Annotated in this window: 18 protein-coding genes; 7 read left to right on the top strand and 11 right to left on the bottom strand. The window is 72.3% G+C overall.

What is annotated here, in order from left to right; translation table 11 throughout:
• Positions 1-60: 60 nt before the first annotated feature.
• From AB8O64_RS30950 to AB8O64_RS30940, 3 genes are all read right to left on the bottom strand, one after another.
• Entirely contained in the window at positions 61-669 is a 609-nt protein-coding gene (locus AB8O64_RS30950) for a TetR/AcrR family transcriptional regulator (protein WP_370422779.1), read from the bottom strand.
• Positions 670-702: 33 nt separating this feature from the next.
• Positions 703-2,367, bottom strand: coding sequence for an AMP-binding protein (locus AB8O64_RS30945; RefSeq protein WP_370422777.1), 1,665 nt, complete (start codon positions 2,365-2,367; stop codon positions 703-705).
• A 90-nt stretch (positions 2,368-2,457) separates the two neighbouring features.
• Positions 2,458-3,234, bottom strand: coding sequence for an SDR family oxidoreductase (locus AB8O64_RS30940; protein ID WP_370422776.1), 777 nt, complete (start codon positions 3,232-3,234; stop codon positions 2,458-2,460).
• 372 nt (positions 3,235-3,606) lie between these two features.
• On the opposite strand from AB8O64_RS30940, the gene AB8O64_RS30935 reads away from it, so the two are divergent.
• Both AB8O64_RS30935 and AB8O64_RS30930 read left to right on the top strand, forming a co-directional pair.
• Positions 3,607-4,911 carry an alpha/beta fold hydrolase gene (locus tag AB8O64_RS30935; protein WP_370422774.1) on the top strand — a complete coding sequence of 435 codons (1,305 nt, stop codon included), beginning with the start codon at positions 3,607-3,609 and terminating at the stop codon, positions 4,909-4,911.
• Between the two features lie 195 nt (positions 4,912-5,106).
• Complete coding sequence (locus AB8O64_RS30930; RefSeq protein ID WP_365215355.1) at positions 5,107-5,718, top strand: hypothetical protein; 612 nt, start codon at positions 5,107-5,109, stop codon at positions 5,716-5,718.
• A 118-nt stretch (positions 5,719-5,836) separates the two neighbouring features.
• Here the strand turns inward: AB8O64_RS30930 and soxR are convergent, their stop codons facing one another.
• On the bottom strand, positions 5,837-6,424 hold the full coding sequence (gene soxR, locus AB8O64_RS30925) for a redox-sensitive transcriptional activator SoxR (RefSeq protein WP_370422772.1): 588 nt from the start codon (positions 6,422-6,424) through the stop codon (positions 5,837-5,839).
• Positions 6,425-6,520: 96 nt separating this feature from the next.
• Between soxR and AB8O64_RS30920 the strand changes: the two genes are divergently transcribed.
• Positions 6,521-6,982, top strand: coding sequence for a MaoC family dehydratase (locus tag AB8O64_RS30920; protein ID WP_370422770.1), 462 nt, complete (start codon positions 6,521-6,523; stop codon positions 6,980-6,982).
• Between the two features lie 61 nt (positions 6,983-7,043).
• Here the strand turns inward: AB8O64_RS30920 and AB8O64_RS30915 are convergent, their stop codons facing one another.
• From AB8O64_RS30915 to AB8O64_RS30895, 5 genes are all read right to left on the bottom strand, one after another.
• A complete protein-coding gene (locus tag AB8O64_RS30915) occupies positions 7,044-7,664 on the bottom strand; it encodes a TetR/AcrR family transcriptional regulator (protein WP_370422768.1) in 621 nt (206 codons plus the stop codon).
• A gap of 128 nt (positions 7,665-7,792) precedes the next feature.
• Positions 7,793-8,887: a zinc-binding dehydrogenase gene (locus tag AB8O64_RS30910; RefSeq protein WP_370422766.1), complete on the bottom strand. Its 1,095-nt coding sequence runs from the start codon at positions 8,885-8,887 to the stop codon at positions 7,793-7,795.
• Between the two features lie 87 nt (positions 8,888-8,974).
• On the bottom strand, positions 8,975-10,393 hold the full coding sequence (locus AB8O64_RS30905) for an aldehyde dehydrogenase family protein (RefSeq protein ID WP_370422764.1): 1,419 nt from the start codon (positions 10,391-10,393) through the stop codon (positions 8,975-8,977).
• A gap of 258 nt (positions 10,394-10,651) precedes the next feature.
• On the bottom strand, positions 10,652-12,109 hold the full coding sequence (locus AB8O64_RS30900; RefSeq protein WP_370422763.1) for a CitMHS family transporter: 1,458 nt from the start codon (positions 12,107-12,109) through the stop codon (positions 10,652-10,654).
• Between the two features lie 120 nt (positions 12,110-12,229).
• The gene (locus AB8O64_RS30895; RefSeq protein ID WP_370422761.1) at positions 12,230-14,518 is read right to left on the bottom strand and encodes a molybdopterin oxidoreductase family protein; all 2,289 of its coding nucleotides are present in this window, start codon (positions 14,516-14,518) and stop codon (positions 12,230-12,232) included.
• Positions 14,519-14,867: 349 nt separating this feature from the next.
• Between AB8O64_RS30895 and hmgA the strand changes: the two genes are divergently transcribed.
• Both hmgA and AB8O64_RS30885 read left to right on the top strand, forming a co-directional pair.
• Positions 14,868-16,208 carry a homogentisate 1,2-dioxygenase gene (gene hmgA, locus AB8O64_RS30890; protein ID WP_370422759.1) on the top strand — a complete coding sequence of 447 codons (1,341 nt, stop codon included), beginning with the start codon at positions 14,868-14,870 and terminating at the stop codon, positions 16,206-16,208.
• A 48-nt stretch (positions 16,209-16,256) separates the two neighbouring features.
• Positions 16,257-17,018: a GntR family transcriptional regulator gene (locus tag AB8O64_RS30885; protein WP_370422757.1), complete on the top strand. Its 762-nt coding sequence runs from the start codon at positions 16,257-16,259 to the stop codon at positions 17,016-17,018.
• A gap of 158 nt (positions 17,019-17,176) precedes the next feature.
• Here the strand turns inward: AB8O64_RS30885 and AB8O64_RS30880 are convergent, their stop codons facing one another.
• Entirely contained in the window at positions 17,177-17,440 is a 264-nt protein-coding gene (locus AB8O64_RS30880) for a hypothetical protein (RefSeq protein ID WP_130881299.1), read from the bottom strand.
• A gap of 468 nt (positions 17,441-17,908) precedes the next feature.
• Positions 17,909-18,715, bottom strand: a complete 807-nt coding sequence (locus AB8O64_RS30875) for an SGNH/GDSL hydrolase family protein (protein ID WP_370422755.1) — start codon at positions 18,713-18,715, stop codon at positions 17,909-17,911.
• 423 nt (positions 18,716-19,138) lie between these two features.
• On the opposite strand from AB8O64_RS30875, the gene AB8O64_RS30870 reads away from it, so the two are divergent.
• The gene (locus tag AB8O64_RS30870) at positions 19,139-19,576 is read left to right on the top strand and encodes a hypothetical protein (protein WP_370422753.1); all 438 of its coding nucleotides are present in this window, start codon (positions 19,139-19,141) and stop codon (positions 19,574-19,576) included.
• Between the two features lies 1 nt (position 19,577).
• Complete coding sequence (locus tag AB8O64_RS30865; RefSeq protein ID WP_370422751.1) at positions 19,578-20,672, top strand: GNAT family N-acetyltransferase; 1,095 nt, start codon at positions 19,578-19,580, stop codon at positions 20,670-20,672.
• Positions 20,673-20,942 lie beyond the last annotated feature (270 nt).

The following is a 20,942-nucleotide window of genomic DNA, read 5'->3' as shown; positions in this document are numbered from 1 at the left end:
CCGGAGGGCTTGATGTGGCTGGGCTCAGCCACATCGAGCCCGCCGGGAGGCGCACACGCCCTACGGGCGCAGGGCCCGCATCAGCAGGTCCGCCAGGTGCTCCGCGACCTGCTGGGGGCTCAGCGGGCCGTCGGGGCGGTACCAGCTGCTCAAGTGGTGGACCGAGCCGAAGTGGTAGTCCACCACCAGGTCGGCGGGGGTCGCCGTGCTGAACACCCCGGCGCGCTGGCCCTCCTCGACCAGCGCGCGGAATCTCTCGTGGTACCGGCGGCGCTCGGCCCGCACCTGCTTGTCCTTCTCCGGCGCGAGGTGGTGCATGGACCGGAAGAAGATCTTCGTGTCGTCGAGGTTCTCGATCGTCGTGACGACGACGTCGGCGGCCGCGTCACGCAGCCGCCGCTCGACGGGGGCGTCCGAGCCCGCCATGGCGTCCAGCCGCTCCTGCTGGAGCCGCAGGACCCGCGCGTAGACCTCGTGCAGCAGGTCGTCCTTCGACCCGAAGTAGTGATAGAGCGCGCCCTTGGTGACGCCCGCCGCCTCCACGATCTCCTGCACGGACGTCCGGTCGTACCCCTGGTCCGCGAAGAGGCGGGTGGCGGCGGCCAGCAGCCGCTGCGGCACGGCCCTGCCGCCGCCGTCCGTCGTTCCGGCCGTCGTCGTCCTGGTCATCGCCCGCCACCCGCCTGTCGCCGAAGTGCTGTGCTACGCCCGGCCGCGCAGCTCCCGTCTGAGGATCTTGCCACTGCTCGTCTTGGGAAGGTCCGGCAGGATCTCGACCGCGCGCGGGTACTTGTACGCGGCGAGCCGCTCGCGGCAGTAGGCGACGACCGCGGCCGGGTCCGCGGTCGTGCCCGGCCGGAGGCTGATCCAGGCCTTGACCGTCTCGCCCCGGTAGGGGTCCGGCACCCCGACGACGGCCGCCTCGCGGACGGCGGGGTGGGTGTAGAGGACGTCCTCGACCTCGCGGGGCCACACCTTGAAGCCCGACGCATTGATCATGTCCTTCTTGCGGTCGACCACATAGAGCCAGCCCTCGCGGTCCATGAAGCCGATGTCACCGGTCCGCAGCTCGCCGCCGGGCAGGGCGGCGGCGGTGTCCTCCGGGCGCCGCCAGTAGCCGGGGATCACCTGCGGGCCGCGCACCGCGATCTCGCCCTGTTCGCCGAAGGGGACGTCCGCGCCCTGGTCGTCGACGACGCGGACGAGAGTGTCGGCGCCGGGCACCCCGACGGCGAGGGTGCCGGAGACGGGGTCGACCGGGGCCTCGAGGCCGGGCAGGACGGCGGCGCAGGGGGCGGTGCACTCGGTGAGTCCGTAGCCGTTGTGGAGGTACGGGCCGAGGGTGGCGCGGAACTGCTCGACCAGCGCGGGCGGCAGCGGGGCCCCGCCCGAGGAGATCATGCGGAAGGACGCGAAGTGGTCCCGGCTCACTCCCTCCTGGGCCATCAGGGCCATGAACGCGGTGGCCGGGCCCACGGTGTAGGCGGGGCGGTGCTCCAGGAACGCGTCGAGGACGACGCCGGGTTCGAAGCGGTAGGCGAGCGCGAGCGTCCCCGCCCCGGCGACGCAGGCCGCGAGCTGGGCGACCATGCCGGTGATGTGGAACAGCGGGGCCAGGGCGAAGTAGGTACAGCCCTCGGGCAGTCCGGAGCCGGTGCGCTGCCGCTCGGCGTTGTGGCAGATGTTGCCGTGGGTGTTCATGGCGCCCTTGGGGCGGCCGGTGGTGCCCGAGGTGTAGCTGATGAGGGCGATATCGCCGGGGCCGAGGTCGATGCCCTCGGGCACCGCGGCACCGGAGCGGGCCACGGTCAGGAGGTCCTCGGCGCCCTCGGGCACCGGCAGCCGGCCGCCGCGCAGCACACGGGTGTCGTCGCGGGTCTGCAGCCCGGCCTCGCAGGCGGTGAGGACGGTCCGGACGGGCGAGGAGTCCGCCGCTTCCCGCAGCCGCTCCACCCAGGCGCGGTCGGCGCAGACCAGGGCGGTGGCTCCGGCGTCGTGCAGGATGTGCCCGGCCTCCGCCGCCTTGTACATGGGATTGAGGGGGACGACGGTGCCGCCCGCCTTCCAGATGCCGAGGACGGCGAGGACGAAGTGCGGGGAGTTCTGCAGCATGACGGCCGCCCGGTCGCCGCGCCGGAAGCCGCGGGCGGCGAGGTGGCCCGCTATCGCGTCGGACAGCTCGTCGGCCCGGCGGTAGGTGAGCCGCCCGTCGAAGTAGGCGAGCGCGTGCCGGTCGGGGGCGCGCCGCACGGCGTCCCGGAAGGCGTGCGGCACACTCGGCGGCGGCTCGACGGGCGCCCGCTGTGCCTCGCTGAGCAGCGAGAGCCAGGGCTTGTCCGCGTAGGAGTCCGGTACGGCCCGTGCCATCGGGGCGCGGCCTGAAGGGGATGGGGAGGAGGGGTTCGCTGTCATGGTGCGGTGCCGCCCTTTCCGTGGCTTCTCCGGCTGCCTCCGCGGCTATGCGCGTTCGGGGTCCGGGGCCTGTTCGAGCTTGCGCTGAAGGTGGTTCATGCCGTCGAGCCAGCGGTCGGGGTCGGCGGCCCGCGCGGTGTAGTAGTCCGCGACCTCCGGGTGCGGGAGGATCAGGAAGCGGTCTGTGGCCATGCCTTCGAACAGGGCGTCCGCGACCCGTTCGGGCTCGACGGCGGTGGGCGCGAGCAGCAGGTCCCCGGCCGCTCCGGTGCCGCGCAGCATGTCCGTCCGGACGCCCTGCGGGCAGATCGCGTGGACGGCGATGCCGCGGTGCCGGTAGGTGAGGGAGAGCCATTCTGCGAAGGCGTACGCCGCGTGCTTGGAGACGCTGTAGGGGGCCGAGCCGACCATGGTGAGCAGCCCGGCGGCGGAGACGGTGGCGACGAAGCGCCCGCTGCCGCGTTCCAGCCACGCGGGCAGCAGTTCACGGCTCGCCCGTACGTGCGCCATGACGTTGACGTCCCAGGAGGCGGCCCACTGGTCCTCGTCCGCCTCGGGGCCGCCGGTGGCGGCGACGCCGGCGTTGGCGCAGTAGACGTCGATCACCCCGCCCAGCGCCTCGCGGGCGGCGGGGAGGATCTCCGAGGCGTCACCGGGGACGGCTGTCGCGCCGATCTCCGCGGCGACGGCCGCGGCCTTGGCGGCGTCGAGGTCGTTGACGACGACGCGGGCGCCTTCGGCGGCGAACCGACGGGCGAGGGCGGCACCTATGCCGCCGCCCGCTCCGGTGACCACAACTCCCGCGTCCCGCACGGTGTTCACGTTCGTGTCTCCCTCGTTCTCGGTCCCGGCCGCCACGGCCGCGTGCGCAGACTAACCAGTCGGTATGTGGAAACGGAAGAGCGCGTCGCTCCGCGGGCAGAACACCTGTGCCGCCTGCGGCGGCGAGCGCCCTGCGGGCGCGTCCTCAATCGCCGGACGGGCTGATTTCAGCCCGTCCGGCGATTGAGGACACAGCACAGCAGCCCGTCCGGCGATTGAGGACACAGCACAGCAGCCCGTCCGGCGATTGAGGACACCGCCGCGCAGCGGAGGTGCGCACACTGCGGCCCAGCCGCAGGCGAAAAGGCTGGACAGGCCCTCTTGACGGCGGGACGATGCGCGGCACATCTGACCGGCACAGGGGGACTGGGCATGGCGGGCACACCGGTGGAGCCTTACTGGGAACTGACTTTCGACGCGGACGGCGACGTCCACACCGGCGAGCGGGAAGGCCTGGTGGCAGGGGTCGGGCGGGAGCGGCTCACCGATCTGGTGATCTTCGCGCACGGCTGGAACAACGACCGTCCGAGGGCGAGCGGGCTCTACCGGCGCTTCTTCGCCCCCTTCCCGGCGCTCGTCGACGGGGCCGTGGGGGCCGACGGAGCCGAGGCGCGCGTGGGCTACGGCGGCGTGATCTGGCCGTCGATGCGGTTCGCCGACGAGCCCGTCCCCGACTTCCCGGAACGGGCGCTCACGACCACCGCCACCGGGCCGCCCGTGCTCGACGCGGCCACCCGGCAGGCGCTGACCGCGGTCTTCCCGGGGAGCGAGGAGACGGTGGCCCGGCTCGCGGAGCTGCTCGAGCGGCGACCGGAGGCCCCGGAACGGCTGGCGGAGTTCACCGGCCTCGTCCGCGCGCTCGTCACGGCGGACCAGCAGGGCGCGGGTTTCGTCCAGGACCTGGAGGGCGAGCGCGAACCCACCGTGCTCGCCGGGGACCCGGAAGTGGTGTGCAAGGCCTTCGCCGACGCCCTGGCGGGCGGCGAGGCACCGGCCGAGCTGTTCGGCGGTGGCTGGAAGAAGCTGTGGAAGGGCGCCCACGAGCTGCTGCGCCAGGCCTCGTACTACACGATGAAGCGCCGGGCCGGCACGGTGGGCGAGCGGGGTCTCGGCCCGGTGCTCGGGGTGCTCGCCCGCTCGGCGCCGGACCTGCGGGTCCATCTGGTCGGGCACAGCTTCGGCGCCCGGCTGATGGCCTTCGGGCTGCGCGGGCTGCCGGAGGAGGCCGCGGTCTCGTCCCTGACGCTGCTCCAGGGCGCCTTCTCGCACTACGCCTTCTCCTCCCGGCTGCCCTTCGACACGCGCCGCGGCGGTGCGCTGAAGGGCGCGCACCGCCGGGTGCGGGGGCCGGTGGTGTGTGTCCACTCGCGGCACGACACGGCCCTCGGCGTGATGTATCCCCTCGCGTCCCGGCTGGCCCGGGACGCGGACTCGGTGCTGGGGATCGACAACACCCGGTGGGGCGCGATGGGCTATGACGGCATCCAGGCCGTGGACGGCTCCGCGCGCCTCTCGCTCGCGCGGGCGCTGGACGGCGGGCTGCCGGACCAGGGCTGCGCGAGCGTCGACGCGTCGGCGGTCGTCTCGCGCGGCGGACCGCCGTCGGGAGCGCACAGCGACATCTGTCACGACGAGCTGGCACGGCTGATCCTGCTGGCCGGCCGCATCGGCGGCTGAGCACGGCCCACGGCTGACGGCCCAAGGCTGACGGAGGGTGAGGATCCGCCACCTTCGCGGATCCTCACATCTGTACGCCCGATGGGGGTAGCAGATGCGGAGTCGGCCGCGTCAGGGCGTCCGATGGATCCGAATGGCGATGAGTTACGTCCCTTCCATGTCGATCCGAGTCCGCGCTGTCGGAGGTGGGATGCAGTGGCAGGTTTCAGAGCACTCGCACGAGAGGTGCGCAATCCACGGAACACGATCGCGCTGCGACGGACCTCCTTGCGCAAATGTCTCGAACGTTTCGCCCCGTACGGGCACCGGGCGACCTGGCACCACCTGTGCGCCCGGGCGGGACTGGCCCCCGACGACCGCGCACCCGACCCCGAGCTGCTGATCGCGGCGCTGGAGGAGCTGGAGGAGGCCCGGGAGCTCTGGCTGGCCTACGAGGTCGAGTTCGCCGGCCGGCGCAGGCGCGAGAAGCACGACGGCATCCGGCAGCCCAGCGCCGTCGACGACTGGCACCGCAACACCTGGGGCGGCTGTGACATCGTGCCGTGCGCGAGCCCCACGCTGTTCCCGAGCGCGCGCCTCGCCGAGGTGCTGCGCCGCATGATCACCGCCATGGAGTCCGGACCCGGGGACGCCTGCCCGGTCTGCTCGCAGGAGCGGATCGAGTGGCGCACCGACCTGGAGCGTTACCCGCTGGCGGGACCCGTCTGCACGGACTGCGGCATCGTGGTGCCGGTGCCCGTGCTCACCACGGACGCGCTGGCCGCGGCCAGGAGGTACGCCTACGCGGCCCGGTACGCCACGGTGTGAGGAGCTGTCCGTCGCGCGCCCGGACAAGCACGGGCGCGCCGCCCGAGGCGATCAGCGGCTGATCGCCTCGGGACCGGTGGCACGGCCCGGCCTCAAGACCGGTGGCAAGGCCCGGACCTCAGGCTTCGGTCTTGACGCACTGCTCGGACGCGGCGTTCCTCTTCGGCGTCCCGGCATCGACGGCCTTCTCCGTCTTCCCCGCTTTCTCCGCCTTCCGTGCTTTCTCCGAGGTGGCCGGCCCGCCGGCCTTGTCGGCCACGGCGAGCAGGACCGAACCGCTGCCGTAACCGCCGAAGCGGTCCTCCGGGTTGGACAGCGCGCACTTGTCGAGCGAGAGGCAGCCGCAGCCGATGCAGTCGGCGAGGCGGTCGCGCAACTGATTGAGCTGCGCTATTCGCTGGTCCAGCTCCGAGCGCCACAGCTCGGACATCCGGGCCCAGTCCTCGCGGTTGGGGGTGCGCTCGTCGGGCAGCTCGGCGAGCGCCTCACGGATGGTGGCGAGCGGGATGCCGACGCGCTGCGCGGCGCGGATGAAGGCGACCCGGCGCAGCGCGTCACGCTCGTAGCGGCGTTGGTTGCCGGAGGTACGCCGGCTGCTGATCAGGCCCTTGGACTCGTAGAAGTGCAGCGCGGAGACGGCCGCGCCGCTGCGCGCGGACAGCTGGCCGACGGTGAGTTCGTGAACCTTCGTGGAAATCTGCGGCACGGCTCAAGACCTTACGTCAACGCGGGGCGTTGACACCGGGAGAGCCGCCCCACATGCTGAGCAAGCGCTTGGACACTCTGTGCGGGAGGCACGTGGATGACGGAGCCCCGGATCTTCACCTCGTTGGACGACCTACGGGCCGCGGTCGGTGTGGAACTCGGCCCGAGCGACTGGCTCGACGTGGACCAGAAACGGATCGACCTCTTCGCCGAGGCGACCGGGGACCACCAGTGGATCCATGTGGATCCGGACCGGGCGGCGGCCGGCCCCTTCGGGGCGACCATCGCGCACGGCTATCTGACGCTCTCGCTGCTGCCGTCCCTCGTACCGATGCTGATGCGCGTCGAGAACGTCCGCATGGGCATCAACTACGGGGTGAACAAGGTGCGCTTCCCCTCCCCCGTACCGGTCGGCTCACGGCTGCGGGCCACGGCGAGGATCGCCGGGGTGTCGGAGGTGGAGGGCGGAGTGCAGCTGGTGACGGCGGTGACGGTCGAGCGCGAGGGCGGGGAGAAGCCGGTGTGCGTGGCGGAGTCGGTGAGCCGCTTCTACCTCTGAGATCCGCTGCCGGGGTTCGCTGTTGACGTTCCGTCCCGGGACCCGGCCGCCCCGGGACGCCTCACTCCTGGCCCGCGTACCCCACCATGCGCAGGACCAGCCCCGCGTACAACTCGCCCACCTCGTCCGGGGTGCGCTTGCCGTCCGCGTTGAACCAGCGGGCGACGTCGATGCACAGCGACAGCACGGCGAGGGTGGTGCCGCGCACGTCCGGGACGTCGAAGTCGCCCGTCGCCACGCCGTCCTCGATGATGGCGCGGACGGCGGCGTCCGAGGCACGGCGCAGCCCGACGATCTCCTTGTGGTGCTCCTCGCCGAGCGCCCCCAGTTCGTACTGCACGACCCGGGCGGTGGTGTGGTGCTCCGCGTGCCAGCGGACGAAGGTCCGTACGGCTTCGGCGAGCCGCTCGGCGGGGCTGCCCCCGCCCTCCCGGGCGCGGCGGAGGATGTCGAGCGCGAGCCGGTGGCCGACGCCGCTGATCCGGTAGAGCAGCTCTTCCTTGGTCTTGTAGTGGATGTAGAGCGCGGCGGGGCTCATGCCGGCCCGCCCGGCGATGTCCCGGGTGGTGGTGGCGTGATAGCCGCGCTCGGCGAAGGCCTGGACGGCCGCGGTCACCAGCCGCCGGGCGGCATCGGGTGTGACGTCGGCCCACTCCTCGGCCCGCTTCGCCTCCGCGCCCATCGCACGCCCCGCTCTCCCGGCCCGCCACGGGCCTGTTCCGACAGAACGAACACCATACCGCGAAGGTGAGCAAGCGCTTAGGGTGCGGACGGCCCGTGTCCGGGAATCCCGCCTTCGCGGCCCGTCGGCTACCCCGCCTCGGGGAACACCACCAGCGCCCGGCCGCCGCGTCCCGCGAGCATGGCGTCGAAGGCGGCGGGGATGCCGTCGAGCCCGATCCGCTCGGTGACCAGGGCGGAGAGGTCGAGCCGCCCGGCGCGCACATGTCCGGCGATGACGGGCAGGTCCCGGGCCGGGTCGCTGTTGCCGTAGACACAGCCGGACAGCGTGCGCCCGAAGTGGAAGAGCTCCAGGGCGGAGAAGGTGACCCGCTGGTCCTTGCCGCCGATGCCCACGACGGTGGTGCGGCCGCCGCGGCGCGTGGCCGACCAGGCCGTACGGATCGTGTCGGCCCGGCCCACGCACTCGATGGCGACGTCCGCGCCGTGGCCGCCGGTGAGTTCACGGATCCGCTTGGCCGTCGTGTCGTCCGCGACGAGGAAGTCGGTGGCCCCGGCGGTGCGGGCCAGTTCCTCCTTCCGCGGTGACACGTCGACGGCGACGATCGTCTGTGCGCCGGCGAGGCGCGCGGACTGGAGGGTGGCCAGCCCCACGCCACCGACACCGAACACCACGACGGACTCCCCCGCCCGCACCCGGGCGCTGTGGTGCACCGCGCCGTAGCCGGTCAGTACCGCGCACCCCAGCAGCGCCGCTTCCACCAGGGGAACCCCCTCGGGCAGGGGCAGCGCGGCACTCGCCCGGACGACGGTCTCCTCGGCGAAGACCGCGGTGCCCAGGCCCGGGTAGAGGGAGGAGCCGTCGCCGGTGAGCGTGGCGTACGGGACGGTGGCGGCGGACCCGGCGTCGGCGCACAGCCAGGGCTCGCCGAGTCCGCACAGATGGCAGTCACCGCAGGACGGCGCCCAGTTGAGGACGACCCGGTCGCCGGGGGCCACATGGGTCACCCCCTCGCCGACCTCGGTCACCGTGCCCGCGCCCTCGTGGCCGAGGACGGCGGGCACGGGCTGGCGCAGCGTCCCGTTGGACAGCGAGAGGTCGGAGTGGCAGACCCCGGCGGCGGCGAGCCGGATGCGGACCCGGCCGGGCCCGGGCGAGGGCAGCTCGATCCCGGCGATCCGGAGCGGGGCACCCACGTCGGACAGTACGGCGGCACGGATCATGACGGCCTTCCCTTACCTCTGCATCGGCTACCGCTACGTCGGCTGTCTCTACGTCGGCTCGACCGGGGCCGGTGGCGACCGGTCGGGTCAGAACTGCAGGGACTTCGTCTGCAGGAACTCCGCCAGGCCGTGCGTGCCCAGTTCACGGCCGATGCCCGACTGCTTGTGGCCGCCGAAGGGCGCGAGCAGATTGAAGCCGCCGCCGTTGATGTCGACCTGTCCGGTGTCCATGCGCCGGGCGAACGCGGCGGCCGTGGCGTCGTCGGCCGCCCAGACGGCCCCACCCAGGCCATAGACGGTGCCGTTGGCGATGCGGGCCGCCTCGTCCTCGTCGGTGTACTTGATGAAGCTGAGGACCGGGCCGAAGATCTCCTCCTGCGCGATCGTCATCTCCGGGGTGACGTCGGCGAAGACGGTCGGGCGCACGAAGTAGCCCTTCTCGCGGCCCTCCGGGACGTCGGAGCCGCCCGCGGCGAGCCGCGCGCCCTCCGCGACGCCCCGGTCGATGTAGCCGCGGACGCGGGCGTGCTGGGCGGCGTTGACGAGCGGTCCGAGGCGGACGTCCGGGTCGGTCGGGTCCCCGGGGGTGTACGCGGCGACGGCCTCGGCCGCGAGGGCGACCGCCTCCTCGTAGTCGTCGGCGTGGACGAGCGTCCGCGTCCAGGCGTTGCAGGACTGGCCGGTGTTGCGGCAGACGTCGGCGACATTGGCGGCGACGGCCTTGGCCAGGTCCGCGCCGGGCAGGATGACGTTCGCGGACTTGCCGCCCAGTTCGAGGGTGACGCGCTTGACGGCCGCGCCGGCGATCGCGCCGATCCGCTTGCCCACCGCCGTCGAGCCGGTGAAGGAGACCAGGTCGACGCCGGGGTGCTCGGCGAGCGCCTGGCCGGCGACGGCGCCGAGCCCGGTGACGAGGTTGAAGACACCCGCCGGGATCCCGGCGGCGGCCACGCACTCGGCGAAGAGCCGGGCGGTGAGCGGGGTGTCCTCGGCGGGCTTGAGGACGACCGTGCAGCCCGCGGCGAGGGCGGGGGCGACCTTCACGACGACCTGGTGCAGCGGGTAGTTCCAGGGAGTGATGGCGCCGACGACGCCGACCGGCTCGTGCAGGACCGTCGAGTTGCCGATCTTCTCCTCGAAGGGGTGGGTCGCGGCGAGTTCCGCGCAGGAGCCGGTGACGGCGATCGGCAGGCCGGTGTGGACCCGCTGTGCGAAGCGGGCGGGCGAGCCGAGTTCGGCGACGACGGTGGCGGCGATCTCCTCGCGGCGGGCGTCGAGCGCGTCGCGCAGGGCGGCGAGGTGCCGCCCCCGCTCTGCGGGCGGGGTGGCGGCCCAGCCGGGCAGGGCCGCGCGGGCGGCCCGTACGGCGGCGTCGACGTCCTCGGCCGTGCCCGCCGGGACGGTGCCGATGACCTGCTCGTCGGCGGGGTTGACGACCTCGATGGTGTCGTGGCCGGCCGCGGGCCGCCACTCGCCGTCGATGAACATCCCGTCGTGCGCGATCACAGGCCGTCTCCTCGGTATCGGGGCAGGGCCGCGGGCGGCCATGCCTTCGTGCGCCCGTTCGATGCCCGTACGCGCCTCACGCTAACGCCGAACGCTTTTGGTACGCCAGGGGACGGTGCGCTTGGGCGCGGGCTGCGGGTCGAATGTCGTCCGCACCCCCGCTGCGCGGCGGTGTCCTCAATCGCCGGACGGGCTGCAAAAAATGCAGCCCGTCCGGCGATTGAGGACGCGCCCGCGGGGCGCCTGCAGCCGAAACCCCTAGATGATGCCGAACAGCATTCCCGCGCCGAGCACGACGAGGGAGGTGAGCGCCGCCCATTTGACGGTGAACCGGGTGTGGTCGCCGAACTCCACCTTCGCCATGCCCACGAGCACATAGACGGCGGGCACGAGCGGGCTCGACATGTGCAGGGCCTGGCCGACGAGCGAGGCCCGGGCGATCTCCAGCGGGGAGACCCCGTGGGCGGCGCCCGCCTCGGCGAGGATCGGCACGATGCCGAAGTAGAAGCCGTCGTTGGACATGAAGTACGTGAACGGGATCGACAGGACGCCGGTGACCAGGCCCATGTGCGGGCCCATCGCGTCGGGGACGGAGTCGACGACTGTACGGGCCATCTCCTCGACCATGCCGGTGCCGGTCAGCACCCCGGTGAAGACGGCGGCGGCGAAGACCATCCCGGAGACGTTGAGGACGTTCTCGGCGTGGGCCGCGATGCGGGCCTTCTGGTCGGGCATGTGCGGGAAGTTGACGGTCAGGGCGATGGCGGCACCGAGCAGGAAGAGCACCGGGATGGGCAGCGTCTGGCAGATCAGCAGGGTGAGCAGCGCGACCGTCAGCGCCGCGTTGAACCAGTACAGGCGCGGTCGCAGGGTGGCGCGACGGGGGTCGAGGATCTCGGAGGAGGCGTCGTCTTCCCGGGAGCCGGCCTGGGCGTCGCCGGCGTCGACGGTGTGTCCGTCGGCTGCCGCACCGCTCGCCGAACCGGCCACCGCCTCACTCGCCGCACCGCTCGCCGTGGATCCGGCGCCGGCCGAGCCGATCAGCGCCTGCTCGGGCTCCGGTTCGCCGTCGGGCCGGCCCAGGGCCTGCTCCAGCGTCAGGACGCCGAGCCGCTTGCGCTCCCGCAGCCCGAGGACGTACGCGAGACCGATGACGAAGAGCAGGCCCACGGCCAGCGCCGGGATCATCGGGACGAAGATGTCACCGGCGTCGAGCTTGAGCGCGGTGGCGGCGCGGGCGGTCGGGCCGCCCCAGGGCAGGGTGTTCATGACGCCGTTGGCCATGGCGGCGACACCGGTCATGATGACCAGGCTCATCTTCAGGCGGCGGTAGAGCGGCACCATCGCCGAGACGGTGATCATGAAGGTGGTGGAGCCGTCCCCGTCGAGCGAGACGATCGCGGCGAGCACCGCGGTACCGACGACCACCCGCATCGGGTCGGCCTTGCAGAAGCGCAGGATGCCGCGGACGATCGGATCGAAGAGCCCGACGTCGATCATCACGCCGAAGTAGACGATGGCGAACATCAGCATGGCGGCCGTCGGCGCCAGGGAGCCGATGCCCTTGAGCACGTAGTCGCCGAGGTGGGAGCCCTTGCCCACCAGGACGCAGAACAGCGCTGGGACGATCACCAGCGCCGCCATGGGCGACATCTTCTTCAGCATGATCAGCACCAGGAAGGTGGCGATCATGCCGAAGCCCAGGATGGTCAGCATGCGGGTACCTCACGTTCGCCTTTGAACTCCACCGCGGGACGGCGGTCCTGGTGACGCTAAGTGCGCGAACTTTGGGTCCACAAGGCCTTGACACCTGCGCAATACGAGCAGAACCCCAGGTCAGGAGGTTGATGCGAGCGGCGCATAAGTGACCGGAGTGACGCGCACCGGATAGCCGTTGAGCACGGCGGTGCCGGAGAGCGGGTCGAGTCGGGTGCCGTCGGACAGCGCGTTGACATTGACGCCCGGGGTGCCGGCCGCGACCGACAGACGGGTGCCCGGCCGGTCGTGCCCCCAGCCGTGCGGCAGGCTGACCACGCCCCGGCGCACCGTGTCGGTGATCTCGACCGGTGCCTCCACCGTGCCGCCGTCGCCCGTGACCCGCGCGCCGCCGCCGTCGAGCAGCCCCAGCCGTGCGGCGTCCTCGGGGTGGACCTGGAGGGTGCAGCGGTTGCTGCCGCCGGTCAGGGCGGGGACGTTGTGCATCCAGCTGTTGTTGGAGCGCAGGTGGCGCCTGCCGACCAGGAGGAGCGAGTCCGGTGCCGCGGCGGTCTCGTCGAGGGAGCGCCGCAGCCGGAGCGCCTCGCCCACGAGGGGTTCGGGGCACAGCTCGATCGTCCCGCTGCGGGTCCGCAGCAGCTCGGGCACGCGTGGGGTGAGCGGTCCCAGGTCGATGCCGTGCGGATGGGCGAGCAGTTTCTCCAGCGTCAGGCCGTCCGGGTCGGCGCCGAATCCCTCACCGTAGGGGCCCAGGCGCAGCATCAGGTCGAGCCGTCGCTCGGCGCCCGTCAGTCCGGTGAGACGCTCGGCGAGGGCGGCGGGGTCCTGGCCGTGCACCGGGGAGAGCGGGTCGGTGACGGCCTTGCCCAGGGTGCGGGTGATGACGGAGGTGTCGACCGAGCGGTGGTCGGCGTCGGGGTGGCCGCCGGCGCACAGGACGAGCCGGGCGAGGATCTCGGCCTCGTCGGGGCGGTCGTCACCGAGGGGGACCGGCGGCCGGGTGTAGCGCACCTGGTTGCGGACGGCGAAGGCGTTGAAGGTGAAGTCGAAGTGGGCGCTGCGGCTGGGCGGGGGCGGCGGCAGGACGACGTGCGCGTGGCGGGCCGTCTCGTTGAGGTAGGGGTCGACGCTGACCATGAAGTCGAGCCCGGCCAGGGCCCGGTCGAGCCGGTCGCCGTTCGGCGCGGAGAGCACCGGATTGGCGGCGACGGTGACGAGCGCCCGGACCTGCCCCTCCCCCGGTGTGTCGATCTCCTCCGCCAGCGCGGCGACGGGCAGCTCCGACTTCGCCTCGGGGTGCCCGCCGACCCGGCTGTGCCAGCGGCCGAGGGCGAAGCCCTTGCCCGGCCGGGGCGGACGGGGCGCGACGGCGGTGGCGGAGAGCGGGAACATCGCGCCGCCCGGCCGGTCGAGGTTGCCGGTGAGGATGTTGAGCACGTCGATCAGCCAGCTGGTGAGCGTGCCGAAGGCGACGGTCGTGCTGCCGATGCGGCCGTAGACGGCGGCGCGGGGCGCCGCGGCCAGCTCGCGGGCGAGGACGCGGATCTCCTCGGCGGGTACGTCGCACGCCCCGGCCACGGCTTCGGGGGTGAAGTCCTCGGCCAGGCGCCGCACTTCCGCCACGCCCGTGAGGTGCGCGTCGAGCGGTCCGGGGCGCACGAGGTCTTCGGCGAAGAGCGTGTGGACGACCGCGAAGAGCAGCAGCGCGTCGGCGCCGGGCCGGATCGCCACGTACCGGTCGGCGAGGGCGGCGGTGCGGGTACGGCGCGGGTCGATCACGACGAGCCGGCCGCCGCGCCGCCGGATCGCCTTGAGGCGGCCGGGGAAGTCCGGGGCGGTGCACAGGCTGCCGTTGGAGTCGAGCGGGTTGGCGCCGATCATCAGCAGGTGGTCCGTGCGGTCCAGGTCGGGCACGGGCACCGCCATCGCGTCGCCGTAGAGCAGCCCGCTGGAGACGTGCTTGGGCATCTGGTCGAGGGTGCTGGCGGTGAAGACGTTACGGCTGCCCAGTGCCCCGATCAGGAGCGGCGGGTAGAGCGCCCCCGCCATGGTGTGCGCGTTGGGATTGCCGAGAACGGTGGCCACGGCCTGCGGTCCGTACTCCTCGACGACCGGCCGCAGTCCGCGCGCGACCGCGGCGAACGCCTCGTCCCAGCTCGTCTCCCGCAGCTGTCCGGCGCGGCGCACGAGAGGGCGGGCGAGCCGGTCCGGGTCGGCGTCCAGCTCGCCGAAGGCGGCGCCCTTGGGGCAGACGAAGCCCCGGCTGAAGACGTCGGCGCGGTCGCCGCGGGCGCCGGTCACGCGCCCGTCCTCCAGCGTGAGGGTCAGCCCGCAGGTGGCCTCGCACAGCGGACAGATCCGCAGGGCACTCGCCGGGCCGGTCGGGGCGCTGCTGTGGGGTCGGCTCATCGGTCCCTCCCGGGGACGGCGGCGGTGACGCTCTGTCCGGGCCGACCCTACCGACCGGTACCTCTCGCCTGGCCGGCGGATCCTCGGCTGCGGACCATCTGTGCCGCCTGCGGTGAGCGGGCACCCTGCGGGCGCGTCCGCCACCTCCCCGGCTACCGCTGGGAGGCGCCCCCAGCGGGCTGCGTGTGAAGCCCGTCCGGCGATTGAGGACACCGCCGCGCAGGGGAGGTGCACAGCGACACGACCCGCCGCGCCCGCGCCCCCGCGCGTCGGTGAACTGATCCATTGACGCGCCAGGCCAGGAATCCTACGGTCTTCCATAGGAATCCACCGGCAGCGGGAGCACGCGATGAGCGGTACGGACAACGAGCAGGCGCGCAAGACGGCCGAAGGGCTGGTCCACTCGTCCGGCTTCGGCAACGAACACAGCACCGAAGCCGTCCCCGGGGCCCTGCCGCACGGCCGCAACTCACCGCAGCGGGCACCTCTGGGGCTGTACGCGGAGCAGCTGAGCGGCAGCGCGTTCACCGAGCCCCGGCACAGCAACCAGCGCTCGTGGCTCTACCGGATCCGCCCGTCCGCGGCCCATCCGCCGTTCACCCGGATCGACAACGGCGGCCTGCGCAGCGCGCCGTTCACCGAGACCGTCCCGGACCCCAACCGGCTGCGCTGGGACCCGCTGCCCGCGCCGGCCCCGGGCACGGACTTCCTCGCCGGGCTGTGGACCCTCGGCGGCAACGGCGACGTCACCCAGCGCGCGGGCATGGCCGTGCACCTCTACGCCGCCAATGCCTCGATGACCGACCGGGTGTTCAGCGACGCCGACGGCGAGCTGCTGATCGTCCCCCAGCGCGGCGGTCTGCTGCTGCGCACCGAGTTCGGTCTGCTGCGCGCCGAGCCCGGGCACGTGGCGCTGATCCCGCGCGGGGTGCGTTTCCGGGTGGAGCTGCTGGATGCCGAAGCCCGCGGTTACGTCTGCGAGAACTACGGCCGCCCCTTCGTCCTCCCCGACCTCGGCCCGATCGGCGCCAACGGACTGGCCAATCCCCGTGACTTCCTCGCGCCCGTCGCCGCCTTCGAGGACGTCGAGGGCCCCGTCCAGGTGATCAACAAGTTCTGCGGCAACCTCTGGTCGGCGACCTACGGCCACTCGCCGCTGGACGTCGTCGCCTGGCACGGCAACCTCACCCCGTACGTCTATGACCTGCACCGTTTCAATGTGATCGGCACGATCAGCTACGACCACCCCGACCCGTCGATCTTCACGGTCCTCACCTCGCCGTCCGACACCCCGGGCCTGGCCGGCGTCGACTTCGTGGTCTTCGCACCGCGCTGGCTGGTCGGCGAGGACACCTTCCGGCCGCCGTACTTCCACCGGAACGTGATGAGCGAGTACATGGGGCTGATCGAAGGCGCGTACGACGCGAAGACCGCCGGCAAGGGGGGATTCGTGCCGGGCGGCGGCTCGCTGCACAACATGATGTCCGCGCACGGCCCGGACCGGGACACCTTCGACAAGGCGAGCGCGGCCGAGCTGCGACCGCAGAAGGTGGACGACGGGCTGGCGTTCATGTTCGAGACGCGCTGGCCGGTGACGGCGACCGAGCAGGCGCGGACCGCGGGGCATCTGCAGAAGGGGTACGACGAGGTGTGGCAGGGTCTGGAGCGCCATTGGGGCTCCGGGGCGTGACCCCCGGCAGGACCCAGCCGTCAGTGCCGCAGTAGAGCCGGAGTTCCCGTGACCACCTTCGCCCCCGACTCCCTCGCGCTCAACCGCAAGCTGCCGCTCTGGTATCAGGTGTCGCAGTCCCTGCGCGCCTCGATACTCGGGCGCCGCCCGCACGACCCGCTGCGGCTGCCCACCGAGGACGCCCTCGCCGAGCACTACGGCGTCAGCGTGCTCACCATGCGGCAGGCGCTCAAGGAGCTGGAGGCGGAGGGGCTGATCAGCCGCCACCGCCGGCGCGGCACGTTCATCGAGCCGAGCGCCCGGCGCGGCTCGCCGGTGCGGCTGCTCGGCTCGGTGGACACGATCGTGGCCCAGCAGTCCGGCGAGCGCACGGCCGTGCTCGGCCACGGCCCGGTCCCCGTCCCCGCCGAGCTGGCCGAGCACTTCCCGGACCTCGACGAGGCGGTGGCCTACCGGCGGCTGCGCTGCGACGAGGAGTCGGGCGAGCCGACGAACTGGGCGGAGAACCTCGTCCGCCCCGAGCTGGCCGAGCGCATCGACCTCGCGGACCTCGCCCGCTGGCCGATGACGAAGGTGCTGCGCGACGCGGTCGGGGTGCGCATCAGCCGCATCACCGACACCGTCGAGGCGCGCCTGGCGGACCCGGAGACGGCCCGGCTGCTCCAGGTGCCGCTGCTCAGCCCGATCCTGCACTACACGGGCGTCACCTACGACGGGAGCGGCCGCGCGGTCGACGTCGCACGCATCCGCTACCGCGGCGACCGGTTCTCCTTCACCGTCACCCTCGAAACGGAAGCGGAAACGGACTGACGGGCTCACCACCGGGGCCGCGCCGGACCGGGCCGCGCCGGTGGGAGCTGGACACACCGAAGCGCCGACGGTCGACCCCGGGGAAAGGGGTGGACCGTCGGCGCTGTGCCGGGTCGGTGGGGCTGCCGGGCTCCGAGGTTCGGGGGCCGGGCCCCGGGTCAGCTGTGGTTGCCGAACAGCGAACGGCGAAGCCGTCGCAGCGGTGCGAACAGCGAGACCCTGGCGGTCCGGCTCTGCTTGGTACGCGTGCGGTCACGCGCGGTCAGCTCGCGCATCAGCACCGTCGCGCCCTCCACCTCACGCTGCGGCAGGGCGGGGCCGCCCAGCACGGCGAGATGGCGGTCGAGACGCGCGCTGGTGGCGCCGTTTCCGCAGTTGATGGCAGGCACACGTGGCCTGCCGCGCATTGCTATCTGATCCATTTGAGACTCCCCACCCGTACGAGGCACCCGGCCCAGGCAGAGTAACCCTATCGCCCCATCGCGTCACCCGCGCATCGGGAGCCCGGATTCACCACCCCGTCAAGGGCGTTGACGGCGCTGGCGTGAACCTGCTGTCACGGAGGGCGAGTTGACGGGGCGAAAGCAGTGACGAACCGGCGGCAATCACACTCCGTTGTGGGGTATTTACTCAGAATTGCCCCCTTGCGGGGGCGGAGCCGGTGACGAGGGGAAACGGGCCGGGAAGGGCGGGTCGAGCGGCGCGCCCGTCCCGGGGAGGCCGGGGCGCGGTGACCCGACGTGGTATGAGTCACGGAGGGTGAGACCCAGGGGTGACCAGGGGGAGTCCCTCTTCTCTCTATGCGCCTCTCCATGCGCCTCCCGCGCGCCCCCTGCCCCGGCGCGTCCGGCCCCGCGGTCCACCGCGGGGCCGGACGCGCGGCTCGTGGCTCAGACCGCCGAGGCGAAGACCGGCAGGTAGCCGCCGGACTGCCCCGAGGCGGTGGGGTGATACGACTCGTCGACGGGGAGCGTCACGCTGTGCAGCCACGCGTTGCCGGAGCAGATCTCGTGGCCGGCGAAGGTCGTGTTCACATCACCGAAGGCGAAGCCGTGGTCGGCGGCGCGCTTGGCGAGGACGGTGTTGATGTGGTCGGCCGCGGCGTTGATGGCGATCCGCTTCTTCTCGCTCAGGCCGCTGCTACACCCGCCGCCGATCCGGTAGAAGCGTGGATAGCCCAGCACGACGACGTGGGCGGCGGGCGCCTTGGCCTTGATGGCGGAGTAGACCGAGTCGAGCTGCCCGGGGAGGGTGCCGTCGATGTACGTACGGGCCTGGGCGACGCGGTTCAGACAGGTGCTGTCGGACCCGAAGACGCACGTCGACATGGTGTCGGCGAATCCGGCGTCGTTGCCGCCGACACTGATGCTGACGAGCCCGGTCGAGGTGCTGAGCGGGGCGAGCTGACGGCTGAGAACATCACCCGTTCGAGCGCCCGAGCAAGCGGTGAAGGAGAAGCTCGCGGGCGCGTTCGCGGCGGCCCAGAGCGCCGGGTAGGACTTGCTGCTGCGCTTGCAGTCGCCGCTGGAGCCGATGTAGCCCCCGGCCCCGACCCCGGACGAGTAGGAGTCACCGAGGGCCACATAGGCGGGAGTTGAGGATCTCTCCCCCGCATGTGCGGCCCCGGCCCCGGACAGGGCACAGACGGCGGCGAGGACGAACGCGGACAGCGAGCCGGTGAGCGTGGACAGTTTCATGGAACCTCCCATAGCAGGGTTTCGGCCACGTCCGTCGTAGCAGTCACCCCCGCAACAATGGAAGTGTCCATGCCAAAATTGCGGGAACAGTGGTCCCATAAATGACCTTTGCGTGTCAGGTCTATGACATTCCGCTTCCGACTGCCCACCCGGGGGCCCGACGGCCCGATAGCGGAATCCGCGTCCGCGTCCGCATGGGTGTCGGCGCTCGCCCGGCGTCCCCCATATGCCCCAACGGGCTTTTGGAGATCCTGGGTTGACGGTGCGACACTTTGGTGAAGTGTTCACCTGACGGACAACCTCCGGTTCCACCGCGGTGCGATAACCGGAGGCCGTTTGCACGGCCTTCACATCTTGACGCGCCTCTGCCGATTGCGCGACATTGAAGCCCGGCATCCGGCGCTTCGGGGGGCAAAGTCGCCAATGCAGAACGTCACTGATCTCACGGATCCCACAGAACTCGACCAAGCCGACGATCCCGTCGGAAGGAGAACTCGGACGGCCGAGTCCCTTCCCCTGGTCGTCGGCGCCGCCGTCGCCATCGCGGGGGTCGGGGCCGTGCTGGCGCTCGCCGACATCGGCTCGCCACTGCGTGCGCCGCTCACCCTCTTCTTTCTCGTCATGGCACCGGCGGGCGCCGTGGCGGCGGCGCTGCGCGGTCTCGATCCGCTCAGCCGCTCGGTCGTCGCGGCGGGCGGTGCGGTCGCCATCGATCTGCTGGTCGCGCAGACCATGCTCGCGTTGCACGCCTGGAGCGTGCGGGGCGGGGTGGCCGCGGTCGCGATCGTCAGCCTGCTGCTGTTCCTGCTGGCACACGTGTGCCGACGCCGGGACGGCGCTCCGCGAAGCCGGGCCGCCTGAGGTGGACATCAGGGTGTACCGACCCGGCGACCTCACGGCGGCGGACCGGGCGGCGTGGTCCGCCATGCAACGGCGCGCCGCCCTGGACGGATCGCCCCAGCTCGCCAACCCCTTTCTCGCACCCGAGTTCACACTCGCCGTCGGCCGGTCCCGGCACGGCGCGCGGATCGCGGTCGTGCGGGAGGACGGCGAGCCGGTGGCCTTCTTCCCGTACCAGCGCAGCTCGTTGGGGGTGGGCCGGGCGATCGGGCTCGGTGTCTCCGATGCCCAGGGCCTTGTCCACCGGCCCGGATTCCAGTGGGACGCCCGGGAGTTGCTGCACGCCTGCGGGCTGTCCGTCTGGGAGTTCGACCACTTGGTGGAGGGACAGAAGCCGTTCGAGGTGGCGGCCACCGGGGCGTTCGCCTCGCCGGTCATCGATGTGGACCAGGGCTTCGAGCGGTATCTGACGGGGCTGCGCAAACAGCGGCCGAAGTTCGTCCGCACCACGCGCGCCAAGGAGCGCAGGCTCGCCCGGAACGTCGGCGAGGTGCGGTACGTGCACGACGAACGCGATCCGGCCGTCCTGCGGACACTGATCGGATGGAAGTCGGCGCAGTACCGAAGAACGGGGCGCAGCGACCGGTTCGCGCGCCCCTGGATCTGCCGGCTGGTCGATCAGCTCTTCCACACCCGCACCGAGTCGTTCGCGGGTCTGCTGTCGGTGCTCTACGCGGGCGGGCGGCCGGTCGCTGCGCATTTCGGGCCGCGCTCGCGGACGGTGCTGTCCTGCTGGTTCCCCGCGTACGACCCGGAGTTCGGGAGGTACTCCCCCGGGCTGCTGCTGCATCTGCGGATGGCGGAGGGGGCCGCCGCGGAGGGCCTGGGCTACGTGGACCTGGGGCGGGGCGAGAAGGAGTACAAGGATCTGCTCAAGACGCGTGAACTCAGCGTGTGCGAAGGGTGGGTGATGCGCCGACACCCGGTGGCCTTCGGTCACCGCGCACGCCGGGCGCCCCTGCGGGCGCTCCGCAACACCGTGGTGTCCCGGCCCGGTCTCTTCGAGCCGGCGGACCGGCTCCTCAAGCGCATGGGGAGCCTGCGCGAAGGTAGTTGAGGCGCACGATATTCGAATGCGCCGTCGACACAGATCACCAATACCCGACACCTCGAACGCGGCGGGAAAACACCAAAGGGGGAGTCACCGCGGGAGCTCTTGCCATACAGTCTCAAGCATCAATACCGTCGTACATCCACCCGCAACGGCCCATCATCAAGGCGGCACTAGGGGAGGGCTCAAGCGTCGCGATGGTGTCCGGAGCGGGGCGCGGTAGGGGGTAGCCGCGCTCGGCCTTCACAGTAGTGCCGAGTCGCGTGCCGCGCGGCC

Origin of the sequence: Streptomyces sp. QH1-20 (assembly GCF_041283565.1) — a bacterium.
GTDB classification, from domain to species: domain Bacteria; phylum Actinomycetota; class Actinomycetes; order Streptomycetales; family Streptomycetaceae; genus Streptomyces; species Streptomyces syringius.
The sequence above is the reverse complement of the archived record's forward strand: the minus strand, read 5'-3'. Positions and strand labels throughout refer to the sequence as shown.

What these genes read in the sequence shown, in the direction of transcription:
- AB8O64_RS30950 (WP_370422779.1), bottom strand. Translation starts at nt 669, where the DNA reads ATGACCAGGACGACGACGGCCGGAACGACGGACGGCGGCGGCAGGGCC.
- AB8O64_RS30945 (WP_370422777.1), bottom strand. Translation starts at nt 2,367, where the DNA reads ATGGCACGGGCCGTACCGGACTCCTACGCGGACAAGCCCTGGCTCTCG.
- AB8O64_RS30935 (WP_370422774.1), top strand. Translation starts at nt 3,607, where the DNA reads ATGGCGGGCACACCGGTGGAGCCTTACTGGGAACTGACTTTCGACGCG.
- AB8O64_RS30920 (WP_370422770.1), top strand. Translation starts at nt 6,521, where the DNA reads ATGACGGAGCCCCGGATCTTCACCTCGTTGGACGACCTACGGGCCGCG.
- AB8O64_RS30915 (WP_370422768.1), bottom strand. Translation starts at nt 7,664, where the DNA reads ATGGGCGCGGAGGCGAAGCGGGCCGAGGAGTGGGCCGACGTCACACCC.
- AB8O64_RS30910 (WP_370422766.1), bottom strand. Translation starts at nt 8,887, where the DNA reads ATGATCCGTGCCGCCGTACTGTCCGACGTGGGTGCCCCGCTCCGGATC.
- AB8O64_RS30900 (WP_370422763.1), bottom strand. Translation starts at nt 12,109, where the DNA reads ATGCTGACCATCCTGGGCTTCGGCATGATCGCCACCTTCCTGGTGCTG.
- AB8O64_RS30895 (WP_370422761.1), bottom strand. Translation starts at nt 14,518, where the DNA reads ATGAGCCGACCCCACAGCAGCGCCCCGACCGGCCCGGCGAGTGCCCTG.
- hmgA (WP_370422759.1), top strand. Translation starts at nt 14,868, where the DNA reads ATGAGCGGTACGGACAACGAGCAGGCGCGCAAGACGGCCGAAGGGCTG.
- AB8O64_RS30880 (WP_130881299.1), bottom strand. Translation starts at nt 17,440, where the DNA reads ATGGATCAGATAGCAATGCGCGGCAGGCCACGTGTGCCTGCCATCAAC.
- AB8O64_RS30875 (WP_370422755.1), bottom strand. Translation starts at nt 18,715, where the DNA reads ATGAAACTGTCCACGCTCACCGGCTCGCTGTCCGCGTTCGTCCTCGCC.
- AB8O64_RS30870 (WP_370422753.1), top strand. Translation starts at nt 19,139, where the DNA reads ATGCAGAACGTCACTGATCTCACGGATCCCACAGAACTCGACCAAGCC.